We start from the raw sequence: 16,586 nt of genomic DNA on the forward strand, positions 1-16,586 counted from the left end.
CCGCGTCTTCCGGTCAGGCCTCGGCCAGGCCGGTGACCTCCTGCACGTGGCGCAGGCTGGGCGGGGCGAGCACCTCGTTCAGCTGCTGGAAGATCTGCCGCGCGGCCACCGCGTTCCAGTCCGCGGGGAGCAGCTCGGCGGGCAGCCCGGGGTCGAGGTACGGCAGGCGGCGCCACTGGGTGAGCATCGGGACATAGTGGCGGAAAGCCTCGGCGCCGTCGACGGCGGGCCGCTCGGCCAGTCCCGCGGCGACCGGGCCGTAGGCCTCGGTGAATCCGGCGTACTGCTCCTCGATCGCCGGGAAGTCCCACCACGAGCTGACCGTGCCGGGCAGGTCGCTGAAGGCCGCGTATTCGGCGGCGAACAGGTGCACGTACTCGCTGAGCCCGAGCCGGACGAGCATGTCGCGGGCGTCGCCGAGGAGCCGGCCGGGCGCCAGCCACACGCCGGGGGCGATGTTCCCGAAGCCCAGCCAGGTCAGCCGGGTGCGCAGCTGGTAGCGGTAGGAGCGCTCGGATTCCGGTACGGAGAAGACGGCCATGGCCCAGCCGTCGCTCAGCTTCGCCGGTTCCAGGCTGCCGAAGATGCGCCGGTCGCCCTCGTCGAAGACGGGCTGCGCGCCCGGGCTGAGCCGGTACCCGGTGGCGCCCCGGCGTTCCGGTTCGAGGACGCCCTTCTTCTTGAGCCGGGAGATCGCCGAGCGTGCCGCCGGGCCGTCCACGTCCAGCTCGGACATCAGGGTGATCAGGTCGGCGACGGAGATCCAGCCGCCGAGGCGTCGCAGGAACGCCCCGTAGACCGTGTTGATCAACGAGCTGGGCCTGAGGGGACTGTCCGCCATGATCGCCTTCCGTCGTATGCGGTGGTGATCCTATCGACCTGGGCGAACGGGCCGCCGCCCAGGTCACGGTCCCCGGCGGCGGGCTCAGAGGCGGGCGGCCCGCTTCAGGAGCCCGAGGTCGACGAACTTGAAGTCGGTGTCGGTACGGGCCTCGCCGTCGGCTCCGGTGGTCCCCGGGGTGTTGTGGCCGTCCTGGACGACCAGCAGGCCGTTCGGGAACTTCTTGCCCAGCGGTGCGCTGGTGACGGCGGCGCCGTCGCACTCCTGCGAACCGTCCGGCGAGCCGGGCGTCGCACCGTCGCCGATGCGGAAGCCGCGGACGTACGCGTTGCCGTGCTCACGGTCGAAGACGGCGAAGGTGTCGTCGCCCTGGCTGGACGCGAGCAGGTAGCCGCCGTGGCCGGGGTGCTTCGGGTCGCGCCAGATCGTCAGGCCTTCCACGTCGGCGGAGATGTGCCGGCCGCCGAAGCCGGGGTCCGCGCCCGCGTCGCACTCCTCCGTCCCCGGGTTCCAGGTGCCGGGCACGCCGAAGGAGCGGACCTTCTCGATGAGGCGGGCGGGCGAGCGCAGGTCGGCGTCGAGCTTCCAGATGCCGACGTCCTCCTGACCGGCGTAGAGGTCACCGGTGTCGGGATCGACGACCATGCCCTCGACCTGGGGCCGCTCGCCCGGTTCGCCGCACGGTGTCCAGCTCTTCCCGTTCGGCAGGGTGAAGGAGGCGGGCAGCGAGGTGGTGCGGACGGTGCGGTAGCCGACCTTGCCCTGGGCGTTCGGCAGCAGTTCGGCCAGTGCGAGGTCAGTGGCGTGGCGCCGGCTGGTGACCGCGTACGAGCGGCCGCTGCGGCGGTCGGTGTAGGCCGCGAGGCCGTAGGCGGTCCGCTGGTCGTTGACCTCGTCCTGGCTGCTGGAGAAGATCTGCGGGGCGGCGGTTTCGTCGGTGACGTCGACCAGCGGGGCGGCGGGCCGCTTCGGGTCGATCCGGTAGACGCGCAGCTGGTCGCGGCCGCGGTCGGAGACGACGGCCACGTCGTGGCGGCCGTCCGGGAAGCGGAGTCCGGTGATCAGGTCGACGTTGTTGAAGCGTCCGGGCTTGTCGCCGTCCCTCGGCGGCGCGGGGGCGGGCAGGGCCTGCACCTGGCGTCCGTCCAGGTCGTAGACGCGCAGGCCGCCCTCCTTGGCGGTGGCGATGACCAGACTGGCGTCGGGGTTCCTGGCATTGCGCCAGATCGCGGGGTCGTCGGCGTTCGCGTTGCCGCCGGCCTCGTCGTCGAAGAGGGAGGGCGTCTCGACGGAGGCCGCCACCCGGGGCAGCGACGGCGCGGTGCCGCCGTCGGTCGCCGCCTCGGCGTGCGCCGGTCCGGCGATCACGCCCAGGGCCACCATGGCCGCCGCGGCCACGGCCGGGGTCCGCCTGCTCGGGATCACGCGCATCTTGCCTCCTGTTGGGGGGTACGGGGTGGGGCCGGCCGCGTGGTGGCCGGGGTCTTCCGGCGTTCCGCGGCGGGCCGCCCCCACCGTGGGCCACGTGCGGGTGACGACCATGGAGCGGGCATGACGTGCGCATGACTGAACGGTGAAATCCGGCGGCCCCGGGGCGGCCACGGGGCTTTCCCAGGAGCTTTCTTAGCGGAACGTTAGATCTGCGCGGCGGACCTTGTCCGGGTACGGCGGTCACCGCATGCTCTGGACACTCCCCCACCGCCGGGGCAGTTCTACCGTCCCCCATCAGGGAACTTCCGTCTGGAGCCGCCATGTCCCCGTCCGTCGTCATGCCCGCGCCGCCGCCCGGGGACGAGCGCAGGAAGCGCCGTCTCGCCCTGGTCGGCGGCTCGCTCGGCAATCTCGTCGAGTGGTACGACTGGTTCGTCTACGCGAGCTTCGCGATCTACTTCGCCGATTCCTTCTTCCCCGGCGACAACCCGACCACCCAGCTGATGAACACGGCGGGGATCTTCGCCGTCGGCTTCCTGATGCGGCCCGTCGGCGGGTGGATCCTGGGCCGTGCCGCCGACCGCCACGGGCGCAAGAGCGCGCTCACCCTCACCGTCACCATGATGTCGGTGGCCGCCCTGCTGATCGCCGTCGCCCCGACCTACGGCCAGGCCGGGTACTTCGGCGCCCTGGTGCTGCTGCTCGCCCGGCTGCTCCAGGGGATGAGCATCGGCGGCGAGTACGCGGCCAGTGCCACCTACCTGACGGAGGCGTCGGCCCGGAACCGGCGCGGGCTGGGCTCCTCCTTCCAGTACGTGTCCATGACCTGCGGCCAGCTGCTCGGACTGGGCATCCTGATCACCCTTCAGCACACCTTGACCACCGCCCAGTTGCAGAGCTGGGGCTGGCGGCTCCCGTTCCTCCTCGGGGCGTTGTTCGCGGTGGTCGTCTTCTGGCTGCGGCGCCGCCTGCAGGAGACCGACGCGTTCAAGGAGGAGTCGTCGGCGCCGGGCGAGGACGCCCACGACGACAGCACGCGGGGCACGCTGAAGGCCCTGTGGCAGTACCGGCGGCAGGCGGGGCTGGTCATGGCGCTCACCCTCGGCGGCACCGTGGCCTACTACACCTACACCACCTACCTCACCAAGTACCTGGTCGGCAGCGCGGGCATGGAGAAGACCACCGCCACGCTCGTCAGCTTCACCGCGCTGACCCTCTTCGCCGTGCTGCAGCCCTTCGCCGGCATGCTGTCCGACCGGATCGGCCGCCGGCCCCTGCTGATCACCTTTGCGGTGGGCTGCACCGTCGGCACGTACCCGATCATGACCGCGCTCGGGTCGGCGTCCTCGTACTGGTCCGCGCTCGGGCTGTCCCTGCTGGCCCTGGTCATCATCACCGGCTACACGTCCATCAACGCGGCGGTCAAGGCCGAGCTGTTCCCGACCCGGGTGCGCGCGCTGGGCGTGGCGCTGCCGTACGCGATCGCCAACGCGCTGTTCGGCGGCACGGCGGAGTACGTGGCGCTCTGGTTCAAGAACAGTGGGCACGAGACCATGTTCTTCTGGTACGTCTCCGGATGCGCGCTGATCTCCCTCGTGACGTACGTACTCATGCCGGACACCCGCAATGCCGCGCTGAGCCGCGCCGAGGCCGAGGCCGAGGCCGGCGGCGAGAGCGAGCAGGATCGGCCGGCGGCGGCTCCCGCCGAGGCGGCGCGCTGATCCGGCCCCGTGGCCCGGTGCGCCGGCTCCCGTAAGCTGCTGCGCCGGGTCACGGGGATCCGGACACGGAGGCTCCGGTCATGGGGCCTCCGTCATCGGGGCTCCGGTCACAGGTCGCGAGGGACTGTCTATGCACGCGCTTCTCGTCGAGGACGACGATCGCATGGCCCAGGCCCTGGGCACGGCCCTCGCCCAGCGCGGGCACACCGTCCGCCGGGTCGGGCGGGCCCTGGACGCCTTGCGGCACGTCCACGAGGCCGGGTTCGTCCTGCTCGACCTGGGCCTTCCCGACCTCGACGGGCTGGAGCTGCTGCGGCGGCTGCGGACCGTGTGCGACGCGCCGCTGATCGTGGTGACCGCGCGCTGCGAGGAGCGCGACATCGTCCAGGGCCTGCGGGCGGGGGCCGACGACTACGTGGTCAAGCCGTTCCGGATGGCCGAGCTCATGGCCCGGATCGACTCCGTACGGCGCCGGACGGACCCGCACCCGGGCCGTCCGGACCCCGCACCGACCGGGTCGCGGCCGGTGCGCGCCGGCGATGTCGAGGTGGACCTCGCGGGCCGCACCGTCACGGTGGCGGGCGCCGTTGTACGCCTCACCCGACGCGAGTTCGACGTGCTCGCCTTCCTGGCCGCCCGCCCGGACGAGGTGCACTCCCGCGAGGTGATCCTGGACCGGATCTGGGGCGACGCCTTCCTCGCGGCCTCCCGCTCCCTGGACGTCCATGTGGCGGGCATCCGCGCCAAGACCGGCCGCTCCGGCCTCGTGCGTACGGTCCGGGGGTTCGGCTACCAGCTCGGCCTCCCCGCCCCCGTACCGGACCCGGCCGCCGGCCCGGACCCGGCCGCCGGCCCCGCCCCGGACGTGCGGGGCGGCGAGCGGTGAGACGCAGGCTGCTGGCGGTGCTGATGGTGCTCATGGGGGCGGCGGCGCTGCTGCTCTGCATCCCCCTGGCCGATGCCTACGCACGCGGACGCACCGAGCACCTGCTCCTGCAGCGGCGCTCGGAGGCCGTACGGTTCGCCGACCTCGCCGACCGGATGCGTACCGCCGCCGACCGGGCGGAGCTCTCGGCGGAGATCGGCCGCTACGCCCAGCTCTACGGAGCCGGGGTGGCCGTGGTCGATTCCGCGGGGGCGACGGTGGCCCGGGCCGGGACCGGACCGGCGGCCGAGACCGCCATGGACGCGGCCACGGACGCGGCCACCGACGCCGGTTCCGCCGCGGGCGGCGCCTCCGAAGGGGCGGAAGCCCGTCGCCGTGCCCTCACCGGCCGCTCGACCGACCGGCTGCCCACCCTGCGCCCGTGGGGACCGCGCACCGTCGTGCTGGCCGAACCTGTGGGCCGGGACGAGCGGGTGAGCGGGGCCGTCCTGATGGCCGTGCCCACCGAGGCCGCCCGCCGGGACGTGGCCGTCCGCTGGTCGCTCATCGCTGCCGGGGCGTTCGGCGCCTTCGCGGCAGCCGCCCTGGTCGCGGCCGGGATCACGCGCTGGCTGATGCGCCCGGTACTGGACCTGGACCGGGCGGTCGGGCGACTGACCGCCGGAAGCCTGCAGGCCCGGGCCGTGTCCGACACCGGCCCACCGGAGCTGCGCCGTCTGCGGCAGCACTTCAACACCATGGCGGAGGCGATGGCCGACTCCATCGGCCGCCAGCGCGACTTCGTCGCCGATGCCTCCCACCAGCTGCGCAATCCGCTGGCCACGCTGGTGCTGCAGCTGGAGAACGTCGAGCCGCACATCGCCCCCGGGCCGGGCCTGGCCGAGCACGGCCGGGCGCTGGACGAGGCGGAGCGCCTGGAGGAGCTGCTCGACGGCCTGCTGGCACTGGCCCGTGTGGAGTCGGGTACGGCGGAGCTGGGCGACGAGGACGTGTCGCGTGCGGTACGGGACCGGGTGACGGCCTGGACCCCGGTCTTCCAGGCCGCGGGAGTGGAACTCGTGGCCACCGGCCTCGCGCAGGGCCTGCGGGCGCGCGCCCTGCCCGACGCGGCGGGCCGGATCCTCGACGCGCTCCTCGACAACGCCGTGAAGTTCGTCCCGCGCGGCGGCCGCGTAGAGGTGCGCGCCACGCACGCGGCCGACGCGAGCGCCGTCGCCGTCGTACGGGTCGCGGACGACGGCCCGGGCGTACCGGAGGAGCAGCTGCCGCTGCTGCTGCGCCGCTTCGCGCGCTCCCCGGAGCACCAGAACGTGCCCGGCAGCGGCCTGGGACTGGCCATCGCCGACGAGATCGCCCGGATCAGCGGCGGCCGGCTCGACGTCCGCGGCAATGAGCCGCGCGGCCTGGTCGTGGAGCTCCGGCTGCCGTCCCCTCCCCCTGGGTGAGGTCTCAGCCGTACACCGACCGGTAGTGGGCGACCGCGCCCGGGTGGAGCGGCACCTCGCCGGTCGAGATCGCGAAGCGGGGCTCCAGCCGGGCCCCCGCCGTCACCTCCCGCAGCAGCTCGCGCCACCGCTCGAACACCACCTGCAGCAGGACACGTACGGCGCCCTGCGGTACGTCGGCCCGGGCCAGGAGGTAGTTGCCGACCCCGATGGTTCCCACCGGCTCCGTCAGTCCGTACACGCCCGCCGGCAGCGTGACCGCCGTGTAGACGGGGCCGTGGCGCTCCCGCAGCGCGCCGACGTGGGCGTCGAGCGGCAGGAAACGCAGCGGCAGCTCGCGCGCCAGATCCGCCAGGGCCGGTGTGGGCACCCCTCCGGACCAGAACAGCGCGTCGACCGAGCCCTCGCGCAGGGCGTTCACCGAGGCGGCGAGGCCCAGCTGCCGCTCGTCCGCCGCTGACGGCGGTGCGGGTGCGGGTGCGCGGGCCGGTGCGGCTTCGGGTGCGCCGCTCAGCCCGGCCGCCCGCAGGACCCGTTCCGCCACGACCTGCACCCCCGAGCCCGCCGCACCCGCCGCGACCGGACGGCCGGCGAGATCCCGCACCGAGCGCACCGGCCCGTCCGCCGGGACGAGCAGGTGCGTGTAGTTCACGTAGACCCGAGCCAGGGCCGTCGCGGTGATCGGCCGGGGGAACGGCTCCCGCCCCAGCACCGCGTCCTCGGCCACGTCCGCCATGGCCAGGGCCAGGTCGACGGAGCCGTCGTCCAGCTTCCGCAGGTTGTCCACGCTGGCCGCGGTGCTCACCGGGACGATCTGGATCCGGCGGCCGCTCGCGGCCACGGCCTGCGCGAGGGCCTGCCCGAAAGCGTTGTACGGCCCGCCTTCGGGGCCCGTGGCGAGCCGTAGCCGCCGTACCGGCCCGGAATCCCCCGAGCAGCCGGCCGACACCGCGGCCAGGACCCCGAGGCCGAGGCCCATCAACCGCCGTCTGGTCACTTCTGCGCTGGTCACGGCGGAAGCCTAGGCCGGATGTCAAGCCACGGGATTTCGGGCCGTGACGCGTTCTTCCCCGTCCATTTCCCTGGAAGGGGGAATGGACGGGGAAGAACTGGAGAAACTCATGCGTATCGCGACGATCATTGCCGCCGCCGCCGTCGCGGCAATCGCCAGCATCATCTACATCCGGCATCTCTCGAAAATCGGCTGCCGAGATCGATATATCCTCCCGACATTTCTCAACCACGGCGTCGTTCCATTCTGGATCGAAATGTCCTACGGGTTCGTGCTGGGCGTGAGCATGGTCGTGCTCAACAATGTGCTGCCGCTATGGGCGGCTTTCGCCGTCTTCCTGGCAGCGGTGGTGCCCTCCGCGGAACTGACGCGCCACCGCCACAACCGCCGGGTCGCAAACCCCACCACCCCGGCCGCCGGGAAAGACACCCCGTAGGCCCGGCCCGGTGCCGCCACGCCACGAGAAGGCGAAGCCGGCAGCCGCGTGCGGGCGGGCGAAGCCGGCTGCCCGAGGTCGTCGAGGCCATCAAGGTGCGCTTCGAAGCGATGTACAGGGAGTTCACCGACCGCGACGGTGTGCTCGCGCTGCCGCACAACGCCCTGCCGGCGCACGGCCGCGCGTAGAGAAGTGTTCGATGTTCGTGACGGTGCGCATGTACCCCACGGAGCTTGCGGAGCCCACGCGTTACCGGGGAGCGACAACAAGTGACCGGGACCAGAGCGGTGTTCGGGAACCGGGCGGATTCCGGCGGCACCTTGAAAGCGGTCTTCCGGGCCTGGACGGTGGAATTCGAGTACTCCCCCATGGCCGAGCACGTGGAGGGCAGGCTCATCACCTGGACACTTTCCCCCGATGCCGATCCGCTGACCGGCGCCCAGTGACGGCTCACCCGGGCGGCCGCGCACGTGGCGGGCGCGCGTCTTCGCCCTCGCCCCCCCGGTGACCTGGACCCTGACCTGCCCCCGGAGGCGGTCTCCACGGGCCTGTGGCTACCTGGTGCTCCCCGTACGCGGCGACGCGCTGCCTGCTGCGCGTCGGCGGCGGTGTCGCCCTCGTCGGGGAGGGCCGCCTGCGCGAGCTCCCGCCGTCCTGAGGTCCCCTGCGACGGACGGCTCACCTCGCGACCGGGGGCACGGGGACCTAGCCTGAGGGTGTTGCCCGGGGCCCTCGGACGGCAGGAGACCATGCCGTGAAGCCAACCCACCTCCGGCTGCGCCGGGCCTGCGCGGCCGCCGCCGCGACAGGAGTGCTCATCGCCCCGGCCGCCGCGGGCTCCGCGTCCGGGGCAGCCGGTCCCGGCCGGTCCGCTCCCGCCTCCGCGGCCGCCGCCACCCCAACCCCCACCCCTTCCTCTTCCTCTTCCCCTTCCCCGAACGCCGATACGGGCTTCACGCCCCTCACACCGGCCGTCGCAGCACAACTCGACGCGGCCGTGCGCCGGGTCATGCGCGAGGCGCAGGTGCCGGGCGTGACGGTCGGGCTGTGGGCCCCCGGCAAGGGGAGCTACGTACGGTCCTTCGGTGTGGCGGACAAGGCGACCGGCGCGCCGATGGCTCCCGACCTCCACGTGCGCATCGGCAGTGAGACCAAGACGTTCACCGTCACCGCCCTCCTCCAGCTGGTCGACCAGGGGAAGGTGGGCCTGGACGACCACATCGGCGCCTACGTCACAGGAGTTCCGAACGGCGACCGCATCACCCTGCGGGAACTGGCGGGCATGCGCAGCGGACTCTTCAACTACAGCATGGACGGGGACTTCATCAAGCAGCTCGAGGCCGATCCGGAAAAGTACGTCTCACCACAGCAGTTGCTCGACTACTCCTTCAAGCACCCCGTGCAGTTCGAGCCGGGCGCGGAGTTCGACTACAGCAACACCAACCTGATCCTGCTCGGCCTGGTGGTGGAGAAGATCACCGGGCGGCCGCTCCACGAGGTCATCACCCAGGACGTCCTGGGACCGGCCGGGCTGCGCAGCACGGTCTTCCCGACGAGCCCGGCCCTGCCGGCGCCCTACGCACACGGCTACACCGACCAGACGGCCTCGGGCAAGGTCGTGGACTCGACCCACTGGAATCCCTCCTGGGCCTGGGCCGCCGGAGAGATGGTCTCCGACCTCCAGGACCTCCGCAGCTGGGCCCGCACGCTCGCCACCGGCACGCTGTTGAAGCCGGCGACCCAGGCCGAGCGCCTGAAGACCACCCCGATGGACATTCCGGGTGCCGGCTACGGACTGGGCATCTTCGACGTCCAGGGCTGGATCGGCCACAACGGCTCGATCCCCGGGTACGAGGTCCTGCCCGTCTACCTGCCGTCGGCACAGGCGACGATGGTCATCGTCCTGAACACCGACAGCCAGTACAAGGGCCAGGAGCCCAGCACGCTCTTCGGCGAGGCGGTCACGAGCATCGTCACCCCCGATCACGTGTATCCCGGCCACAAACCGGTCGCGCCCAAGACCGGCTGACGGCTGACGGCGACCGGCGACGACCTGAGGACAGGAGCAGCCGTGAGCGTGGTCATCGGTACGTGGAACCTGGAGAACCTGTGCCGCCCCCTGCCCCCGGGCGGCCCGCCCTCGAACCGCTGCGCCGCCCAGGACGAGGCCACCTACCAGGCGAAGCTGGAGGGTCTCGCGGCCACCATCGACCATCTCGCGCCCGATCTCCTCGGCGTCCAGGAAGTGGGCAGCCACGAGGCGCTGACCGATCTGGTCGACCGGCTCGGCGGCGACTGGCACATCGCCCTGTCGACGCACCCCGACCGCCGTGGCATCCGGGCGGGCTTCCTCAGCCCGCGGCCGCTCACCGTGGTCGAGGACCGTACGGCCTTCCCGGACCACCTCCCGCCCGTCCGGGTCGAGGACGACGGGACCATGATCAGGAGGATGGGCCGCGGCGGCCTGGTCGTGCGCTGGAGTCCCGTGCCCGGCCACACCGTCGGGGTGGCCGTCTGCCACCTCAAGTCGAAACTGCTGACCTTCCCCGGCAACCGTCACAGCACGGACGACGAGGAACTGCGCGCCCGCTACGCCTCGTACGCCCTGTACCGCCGGGCCGCCGAGGCCGTCACCATGCGCTTCGTGGCCGACCGGCTCCTGCAGGGCGACGGCCGCACGCACGAGGTGATCGTGATGGGTGACCTCAACGACGAGTTCAAGGCGGCCACCACGCAGATCCTGTACGGCCCGCCGGGCTCGCAGATCGGTACCGGAGGCTTCCAGGACACCGACCTCGGCGACCCGCGGCGGCTCTGGAACCTCGCGCCGCGCATCCTCGAACAGGGCGGCTTCTCCCGCGTCTTCGAGGGCCAGAAGGAGCTCATCGACCACATCCTGGTGAGCCAGGCGCTGCTGCCGCGGCTGGAGCGGGTCTTCACCGGCACGGAGAAGCTGCCGACGGTGGACGGCGCGCACCCGGCCGCGCCGCACGACAGCCCCTCCGACCATGCGCCGGTCCTCGCCGTACTCGACTACTGAACCGGGCTCCCTTTCCCGCGCTGTGCACCACCGGCCCGCCCGGCCCGGGCGAGCCGCTCGGAAAGCCCTTGTCCCGAGCAGAGGTTGATGGCCCATCACCGTCGAATCCCGGCCAGAATGGGCCGGAAGGAATTCCGGTCGGCCGACCGATTTCTCACCGGTGGCCGTTCCGGAAACACCCGGTAAAACACGGCCGACAGGCCGTCACCAGGGACGCATCGGCCCGTTCGGAAAGGTGCCCGGGTCAACTGTGTTGTCCGACAGATGAGTTACTACCCAGAAGACATGGAACGTCGCTCACAGTTCGGGTAGCTTTCCATCACGTCGCCGCCACACCCGGGGCACAGGGCCCCATGGGACTAGCGGCACAAAGGACCCGACCCCTGTTGACGACAGCAACCGAAGTCTTCACAGTCCGGCCGTACACCCCGCATTGCCAGGTGATCAGCACCGAAGGCGATCATGCCGTCATAGGTATTTCCCCGGGGAACAGTTACTTTTCGGCCCAACGTGTCAATGACCTTGCCCACTGGGGCCTGCGCAACTTCGAGCAGGTCGACCTCATCTACACCGACATGCACGTGGCCGAGATGTACGAGGCTCTCGGCTACGGCGAGGACGAAGCGCGCCGGAAGGCGGTGAAGAACCTGCGCGGCGTCCGCGCCAAGGTGAACAACGCCGCCGCGGAGGCCGACCCCACCGGCACCCGCCTCCGCGCCCGCCCGATGTCCTCCCTCACCGACATCCCGGCCTACCGGGCGCTCCACAGTCACCTGACCACCCTTCTGGACACCGACCCGGAGTTCCGCAAGACCAGCAACTCGCTGGTCGACGCGTTCCTCTCGTCCAAGGTCCTGAACGGGAAGGCCGCCACCACGCGGCAGCGCGACGTGTGCCTGGAGTACGTCTGCGCCGAGATGCCGCTCTTCCTCGACACGCCGGCCATCCTCGGCGTGCCGTCCTCCCTCAATTGCTACCACCAGCTCCTGCCCATGGCGGAACTGCTCTACTCACGCGGCTCGGGCCTGCGCGCCTCGCGCAACCAGGGTCACGCCATCATCACCCCCGCCGAAGGAGCTCCCGATGTCCACTGAGACCCTGCTCGACTTCCCCTTCTCCGCGCGCGGCGACCAGCTCCCGGCCGAGATCGAGGAGCTGCGCGCCGAACCGGTGAAGCGGGTCCGCACGATAGCCGGGGACGAAGCCTGGCTCGTCTCCTCCTATCCGCTGGCCAAGCAGGTCCTCGAGGATCCCCGGTTCAGCCTGAAGGACACCTCGGCCCCGGGTGCGCCCCGCCAGTACGCGCTGACGATCCCGCCCGAGGTCGTCAACAACATGGGCAACATCACCGGGGCGGGACTGCGCAAGGCCGTCCTCAAGGCGATCAACCCGAAGACCGACGGGCTCACCGACTGGATGCGCGCCCAGGCCACCAGCCTGGTCGACAGCCTCCTGAGCCACGGGGCGCCGGTCGATCTGCGCGGCCGGTTCACCAACCCGTACGCCGAGAACCTGCACTGCCGCATCCTCGGCATTCCCGAGTCCGACGCGCCGCGCCTGGCGGCGAGCCTCGACATCGCGTTCATGAACTCGGCCTGCCCGGTCACCGGCGCCAAGCTCAACTGGGACCGCGACATCGCCTACATGGTGGAGCGCCTCGACGACCCCACCACCACCGGCCTGATCGCCGAGCTCGCCGCCCTGCGCAACGACCCCGACTACGACCACCTGACGGACGAGATGCTCGCCACCGTGGGCGTCACGCTGTTCGGTGCGGGGGTCATCTCCACCATGGGCTTCCTGACCATGGCGATCTTCTCCCTGCTCCAGAACCCCGAGATGTGGGAGCGGCTGCGCAAGGAGCCGGAGAAGATCCCGGCCGCGGTGGACGAACTCCTGCGCATCAACCTGTCGATCGCCGACGGCCTGCCCCGGCTCGCGCTGGAGGACGTCACCCTCGGCGACGTCGAGGTGAAGAAGGGCGAGCTGCTGCTCGTCCTGGTCGAGGCCGCCAACACCGACCCGGACGTGTACCCCGACCCGCACGTCGCGGACATCGACCGGCCGAACGCCGGTACGCACCTCTCCTTCGGCGGCGGCCAGCACTACTGCCCGGCCACCGCGCTCGGCAAGCGGCACACGGAGATCGCCATCGAGGTGCTCCTGGAGAAGATGCCCCACCTCGCCCTCGCCGTGCCGGTCGACCAGCTCGTGTGGCGTACCCGCTTCATGAAGCGCATCCCGGAGCGCCTGCCCGTGCTCTGGTGATCACGCAGGCGCGCGGGGACGACGCGCCTGCCCTGTGATGGCCCCGGCCGGGGGGAATCCGGCCGGGGCCGTCGCCCTGCCCGCGCCCGGACCACGTACGTGCCGCTACGCCAGGAACGCCGCGACGGTCGCCACGAACCGGCCGGCGTCGTCGAGCCAGGGGTAGTGGCCCGCACCCGGCTGTACGACGAACGTGGCTCCCGGGATCAGGTCGGCGAACTCGGCCACCGACCGAGGCGGGCTGTTCAGGTCGAACTCCCCCGCGAGCAGCAGCACGGGGCTCCTCCAGGCCGCGAGCGCGGCGCGCGTGGCCCGCGGGTCGAAGGCTCCATCGGCCGCGAAGAGGGTGACGGCCTCCGTGTTGTCCGGGCGGGCCGCCGCCTGGTGCCGCCGGGCGGCGTCGTCCCACCGTCCGTGGAAGAAGGGGCTGATGGCATCCCAGTCGCTGCCGGTGCCCTCGGTGATCGCCTCCAGTGCCGCGAACGCCTCGGGGAACCACGGCTCGTCCTTCCGCAGCCGCGCGAGCTCCCGCCGACTCTCCCCGGTGATGACCACGCCGACGGCGCGGGTGCCGGGGGTGATCAGGGCGAGCCTGCGGACACGGTCCGGGTACCGGGCCGCGTACTGCGTGGCGAGGTTCGCCCCGGCCGAGTGGCCGAGCAGGTCGATCCGGGCGAGCCCGAGGTGCTCGCGCAGGGCCTCGATGTCCCCGACGAGGCGGTCGCAGCGGTAGGACGAGGTGTCCTCGGGGACCGCGGACCGGCCGGTGCCGCGCAGGTCCGGGACGATCAGCCGACGGTACGCGGACAGACCCCCGAGGTCGCCGAGGTAGCCGGAGTCCGCGGGGCCTCCGGGGATGCAGACGACCGGGTCGCCGCTCCCCAGGATGCGGTGGGCGAGCCGGGTTCCGTCAGGTGCGGTGAATGTGGGCATGCCGCGGATCCTGACAGTCATAACCTGGTTGTACAACCTGGTTATGGCGCAGGGCGCGCCGCGGTGTATAACCGAGTGGTGGCAGACCGAGAGAGTGCGCGGCGGACATCCGGCCCCCTGACCGAGGAACAGGCTGTGCGGATGCTCGCCGGCATGAACGAGGTCATCCGCGCGGGTGAGGAGATGCGGAAGCTGCGCTCCGAGATGATCAAGCTGTTCGCCGGCTTCGGCTGGACCCAGGACACGATCGCCCGGATCACCGACATGAGTCAGCCCGCCGTGTCCAAGCAGGTGGCGAAGTACGCGGTCGGCACTCATACGCCGCCGATGGGGTTCGCCCTCGACCAGTACGACACCCCGTGGCTCGAAGGGCGTCTGTGGGGGCTGGCGGAGGCGGTCGCCGAGACCCTCGACGCCGCTCGCTGCACCCGCTGCGTGGACGCGCTCGCCCGGGGCCGGAAGCGCTTCACACCCCGGACCGTCGACGAGCTGCGGCGCCTCCTCGAAGACGACCTGACGCTCCGTCGCGCTGAGCTGCCCGCGGGTTTCCGGGCCGCCTACGACGAGATCAGCCGTGGTCTCGACGTCCCGCCGAAGGCGACGGCCGATGCGCCGGTGACGGTTTCGGCCTCGGTACGCCGCACCCTCGCCCACCAGTTGCAGCGCGACCGGCTCCAGGACGAGCGGCTCCCGGGCGGGCGCTGATCCCTCCACCTGCGCCGATCGGACGATGCGTCCGGCGCGGCCGGGCGGCGCACCACGCCCTGCCGGAGCGGCCGGCTGTCCCGTACCGGACAGATGCCCCCTTCGGCCTGCGCTGGCACGATCTCCGCTGCTGAAGTATGTGTGGTCAGCACTCCGATCGGAGAAGGGGAAGATCCTCATGCGCAGTCGACTCCGCGGCACCCTCGCCACCGGCTTCGTCGGCACCACGGCGGCCCTCGTCGCCCTGCTCGTTCCCGGCACCGCCCACGCCGCCCCGGCGAAGCTCAGCCACGCGTCGGCCGTGAGCCAACTGAACGCGACGGGCGGGATCGTCCTGTCCTCCAGCGGTGGTTGCAGCAACCGGAACAACGCCACCTGCACCTCGCTGGAGCAGGTGAATGCCGCCACCATCAGCGACGTCCGCACCCTGCGCACCGCGAGCCACTGCGCCCTCACCATCACGGGCGGAACCGAGGTGGGACACGCCTCGGGCACCTACAGCCACTGGAACGGCTACAAGATCGACTTCAGCCCGACCAGCTGTGTCAGCAACTACGTCACCGGCAGCTTCACCCGGATCGCCGACCGCGGGGACGGCGCCGCCCGCTACCGGTCCGCCGCGGGCAACGTCTATGCCCGCGAGGGCAACCACTGGGACGTCACCTTCTGCGGCGGCAGCGCGGCCTGCACCTCCGCGGCCAGTTCCTGAGCACACCCGACCGCAGGTCGGCGGGCCCGGGCCCGGCACACTCGCGGCCCGGGCCCGGCGCACTCCCCGGCCGGGCCCGGTGCACCTCCGCCGGGCCCGGTGCACCTCCGCCGGGCCCGGCCGGGCCTCACCGCGGGTCCTCTCCCAGCACCTCCCGGATCACGTGCCGGGCGTTGGCCGCCATCACCCGGTTCGTCGTGCGGTAGTAGGGCAGCGCGTTCAGTGCCTGCGAGAGCGTCCGCCCCCGGCCTCGGCGCCAGGTCGCTTCGTCCACGCCGAGCTCCTCGCGGAAGACCGCCCTCGCACCGGTCGGCAGCAGGTTCCACGCCGGGAACAGATCACAGGCGGGATCTCCCACCCCCATGCACCCGAAGTCGATGACCGACGTCAGCCTGCCCCCGTCCACCAGCAGGTTGCCCGGCGTCAGATCGGAGTGCAGCCACACCGGCGGCCCGTCCCACTCCGGGGCCCGCAGCGCGTCCTCCCATACGGCGGCCACGGCATCGCAGTCGACGCCCTCCTCCGGGATCTCCCGCAGCTGCTCGATCGCGGCCCGGGTCGGCGCGTCGAGCAAGGCGAGCGGCCCCCCGCGGTAGGCCTTCGGCGCGCCCGGCAGCGTGATGCCCTGCATCGCCGCCACGAAGGCGGCGAGGTCACGGGCCAGTGCCACGGGCTCGTGCAGCGCCCCGGCCTCGGGGTTCTCCCCCGCCAGCCACCGGTACACCGACCACGACCACGGATAGCCCTGCGCGGGCTCCCCGGCCCCGAGGACCTCGGGGACGGCCGTGGGCAGGCGGTGTGCGAGGCGCGGCAGCCACTCCCGCTCCATCGCCACGTCCTCGGCCCCGCCCGCCAGCATCGGCAGCCGTACGACCATGCTGTCGCCCAGCCGGTACATCTCGTTGACCGTGCCGCCCGACGGCAGCCGTTCCACGGTCAGACCGGCCCACCGGGGGAACTGACCGGCGATCAGACGGCGTACGAGGTCCTCGTCGACGGGGTGCGCGCCTGGATGCATCATCTGTGCGGTGCTCATGGAGTCCCATCCGATCGCCGACCGCCCGCGGGAGCAAACCCTTTTCCCACCACACCCGTGCGCGGCCCCGTTGCCCGACCTGGGTCGTGATCGTTTGCGTGGCTGACGGGACATCCGGGGCGG

The 16,586-nt window shown here is 72.0% G+C and carries 16 protein-coding genes; 11 read left to right on the forward strand and 5 right to left on the reverse strand.

Features of this window, described 5'->3' with window-relative positions; all coding sequences use genetic code 11:
- Positions 1 to 13 precede the first annotated feature (13 nt).
- Both KO717_RS00635 and KO717_RS00640 read right to left on the reverse strand, forming a co-directional pair.
- Positions 14 to 841: a PaaX family transcriptional regulator gene (locus tag KO717_RS00635; RefSeq protein ID WP_301363740.1), complete on the reverse strand. Its 828-nt coding sequence runs from the start codon at positions 839 to 841 to the stop codon at positions 14 to 16.
- An 84-nt stretch (positions 842 to 925) separates the two neighbouring features.
- Positions 926 to 2,272 carry a phytase gene (locus KO717_RS00640; RefSeq protein WP_301363741.1) on the reverse strand — a complete coding sequence of 449 codons (1,347 nt, stop codon included), beginning with the start codon at positions 2,270 to 2,272 and terminating at the stop codon, positions 926 to 928.
- A 338-nt stretch (positions 2,273 to 2,610) separates the two neighbouring features.
- Here KO717_RS00640 and KO717_RS00645 point away from each other — a divergent pair, with 338 nt between their 5' ends.
- The 3 genes from KO717_RS00645 to KO717_RS00655 all read left to right on the forward strand — a co-directional run bounded on the left by KO717_RS00645 (position 2,611) and on the right by KO717_RS00655 (position 6,324).
- Positions 2,611 to 3,993, forward strand: coding sequence for an MFS transporter (locus tag KO717_RS00645; protein WP_301374318.1), 1,383 nt, complete (start codon positions 2,611 to 2,613; stop codon positions 3,991 to 3,993).
- A gap of 130 nt (positions 3,994 to 4,123) precedes the next feature.
- The gene (locus KO717_RS00650; RefSeq protein WP_301363742.1) at positions 4,124 to 4,879 is read left to right on the forward strand and encodes a response regulator transcription factor; all 756 of its coding nucleotides are present in this window, start codon (positions 4,124 to 4,126) and stop codon (positions 4,877 to 4,879) included.
- Positions 4,876 to 6,324: a sensor histidine kinase gene (locus tag KO717_RS00655; RefSeq protein ID WP_301363743.1), complete on the forward strand. Its 1,449-nt coding sequence runs from the start codon at positions 4,876 to 4,878 to the stop codon at positions 6,322 to 6,324. The genes KO717_RS00650 and KO717_RS00655 overlap by 4 nt, the downstream gene beginning before the upstream one ends.
- Positions 6,325 to 6,328: 4 nt before the next feature.
- Here the strand turns inward: KO717_RS00655 and KO717_RS00660 are convergent, their stop codons facing one another.
- A complete protein-coding gene (locus tag KO717_RS00660) occupies positions 6,329 to 7,336 on the reverse strand; it encodes a TAXI family TRAP transporter solute-binding subunit (protein WP_301363744.1) in 1,008 nt (335 codons plus the stop codon).
- A 43-nt stretch (positions 7,337 to 7,379) separates the two neighbouring features.
- Between KO717_RS00660 and KO717_RS00665 the strand changes: the two genes are divergently transcribed.
- The 6 genes from KO717_RS00665 (at position 7,380) to KO717_RS00690 (ending at position 13,080) form a co-directional block, all read left to right on the forward strand.
- Positions 7,380 to 7,772 (forward strand): hypothetical protein, encoded by a 393-nt coding sequence (locus KO717_RS00665; protein ID WP_301363745.1) that lies wholly within the window; start codon positions 7,380 to 7,382, stop codon positions 7,770 to 7,772.
- Positions 7,773 to 8,041: 269 nt separating this feature from the next.
- The gene (locus tag KO717_RS00670) at positions 8,042 to 8,218 is read left to right on the forward strand and encodes a hypothetical protein (RefSeq protein ID WP_301363746.1); all 177 of its coding nucleotides are present in this window, start codon (positions 8,042 to 8,044) and stop codon (positions 8,216 to 8,218) included.
- 308 nt (positions 8,219 to 8,526) lie between these two features.
- Positions 8,527 to 9,801 (forward strand): serine hydrolase domain-containing protein, encoded by a 1,275-nt coding sequence (locus KO717_RS00675; RefSeq protein ID WP_301363747.1) that lies wholly within the window; start codon positions 8,527 to 8,529, stop codon positions 9,799 to 9,801.
- A 42-nt stretch (positions 9,802 to 9,843) separates the two neighbouring features.
- Positions 9,844 to 10,812 carry an endonuclease/exonuclease/phosphatase family protein gene (locus KO717_RS00680; RefSeq protein WP_367401494.1) on the forward strand — a complete coding sequence of 323 codons (969 nt, stop codon included), beginning with the start codon at positions 9,844 to 9,846 and terminating at the stop codon, positions 10,810 to 10,812.
- A 353-nt stretch (positions 10,813 to 11,165) separates the two neighbouring features.
- Positions 11,166 to 11,906: a tRNA-dependent cyclodipeptide synthase gene (locus tag KO717_RS00685; RefSeq protein ID WP_301363748.1), complete on the forward strand. Its 741-nt coding sequence runs from the start codon at positions 11,166 to 11,168 to the stop codon at positions 11,904 to 11,906.
- Positions 11,896 to 13,080, forward strand: coding sequence for a cytochrome P450 (locus KO717_RS00690; protein WP_301363749.1), 1,185 nt, complete (start codon positions 11,896 to 11,898; stop codon positions 13,078 to 13,080). The genes KO717_RS00685 and KO717_RS00690 overlap by 11 nt, the downstream gene beginning before the upstream one ends.
- A gap of 105 nt (positions 13,081 to 13,185) precedes the next feature.
- Here the strand turns inward: KO717_RS00690 and KO717_RS00695 are convergent, their stop codons facing one another.
- Positions 13,186 to 14,013 (reverse strand): alpha/beta fold hydrolase, encoded by an 828-nt coding sequence (locus KO717_RS00695; protein ID WP_301363750.1) that lies wholly within the window; start codon positions 14,011 to 14,013, stop codon positions 13,186 to 13,188.
- A gap of 153 nt (positions 14,014 to 14,166) precedes the next feature.
- Between KO717_RS00695 and KO717_RS00700 the strand changes: the two genes are divergently transcribed.
- Together KO717_RS00700 and KO717_RS00705 are read left to right on the forward strand one after the other, a co-directional pair.
- Positions 14,167 to 14,718 (forward strand): sigma-70 family RNA polymerase sigma factor, encoded by a 552-nt coding sequence (locus KO717_RS00700; protein WP_301363751.1) that lies wholly within the window; start codon positions 14,167 to 14,169, stop codon positions 14,716 to 14,718.
- A 172-nt stretch (positions 14,719 to 14,890) separates the two neighbouring features.
- Positions 14,891 to 15,427: a hypothetical protein gene (locus KO717_RS00705; protein WP_437184621.1), complete on the forward strand. Its 537-nt coding sequence runs from the start codon at positions 14,891 to 14,893 to the stop codon at positions 15,425 to 15,427.
- Between the two features lie 127 nt (positions 15,428 to 15,554).
- Here the strand turns inward: KO717_RS00705 and KO717_RS00710 are convergent, their stop codons facing one another.
- Positions 15,555 to 16,463, reverse strand: a complete 909-nt coding sequence (locus KO717_RS00710; protein WP_301363753.1) for an aminoglycoside phosphotransferase family protein — start codon at positions 16,461 to 16,463, stop codon at positions 15,555 to 15,557.
- Positions 16,464 to 16,586: the final 123 nt, after the last annotated feature.

The organism is Streptomyces xanthophaeus, assembly GCF_030440515.1.
Taxonomy (GTDB): domain Bacteria; phylum Actinomycetota; class Actinomycetes; order Streptomycetales; family Streptomycetaceae; genus Streptomyces; species Streptomyces kutzneri.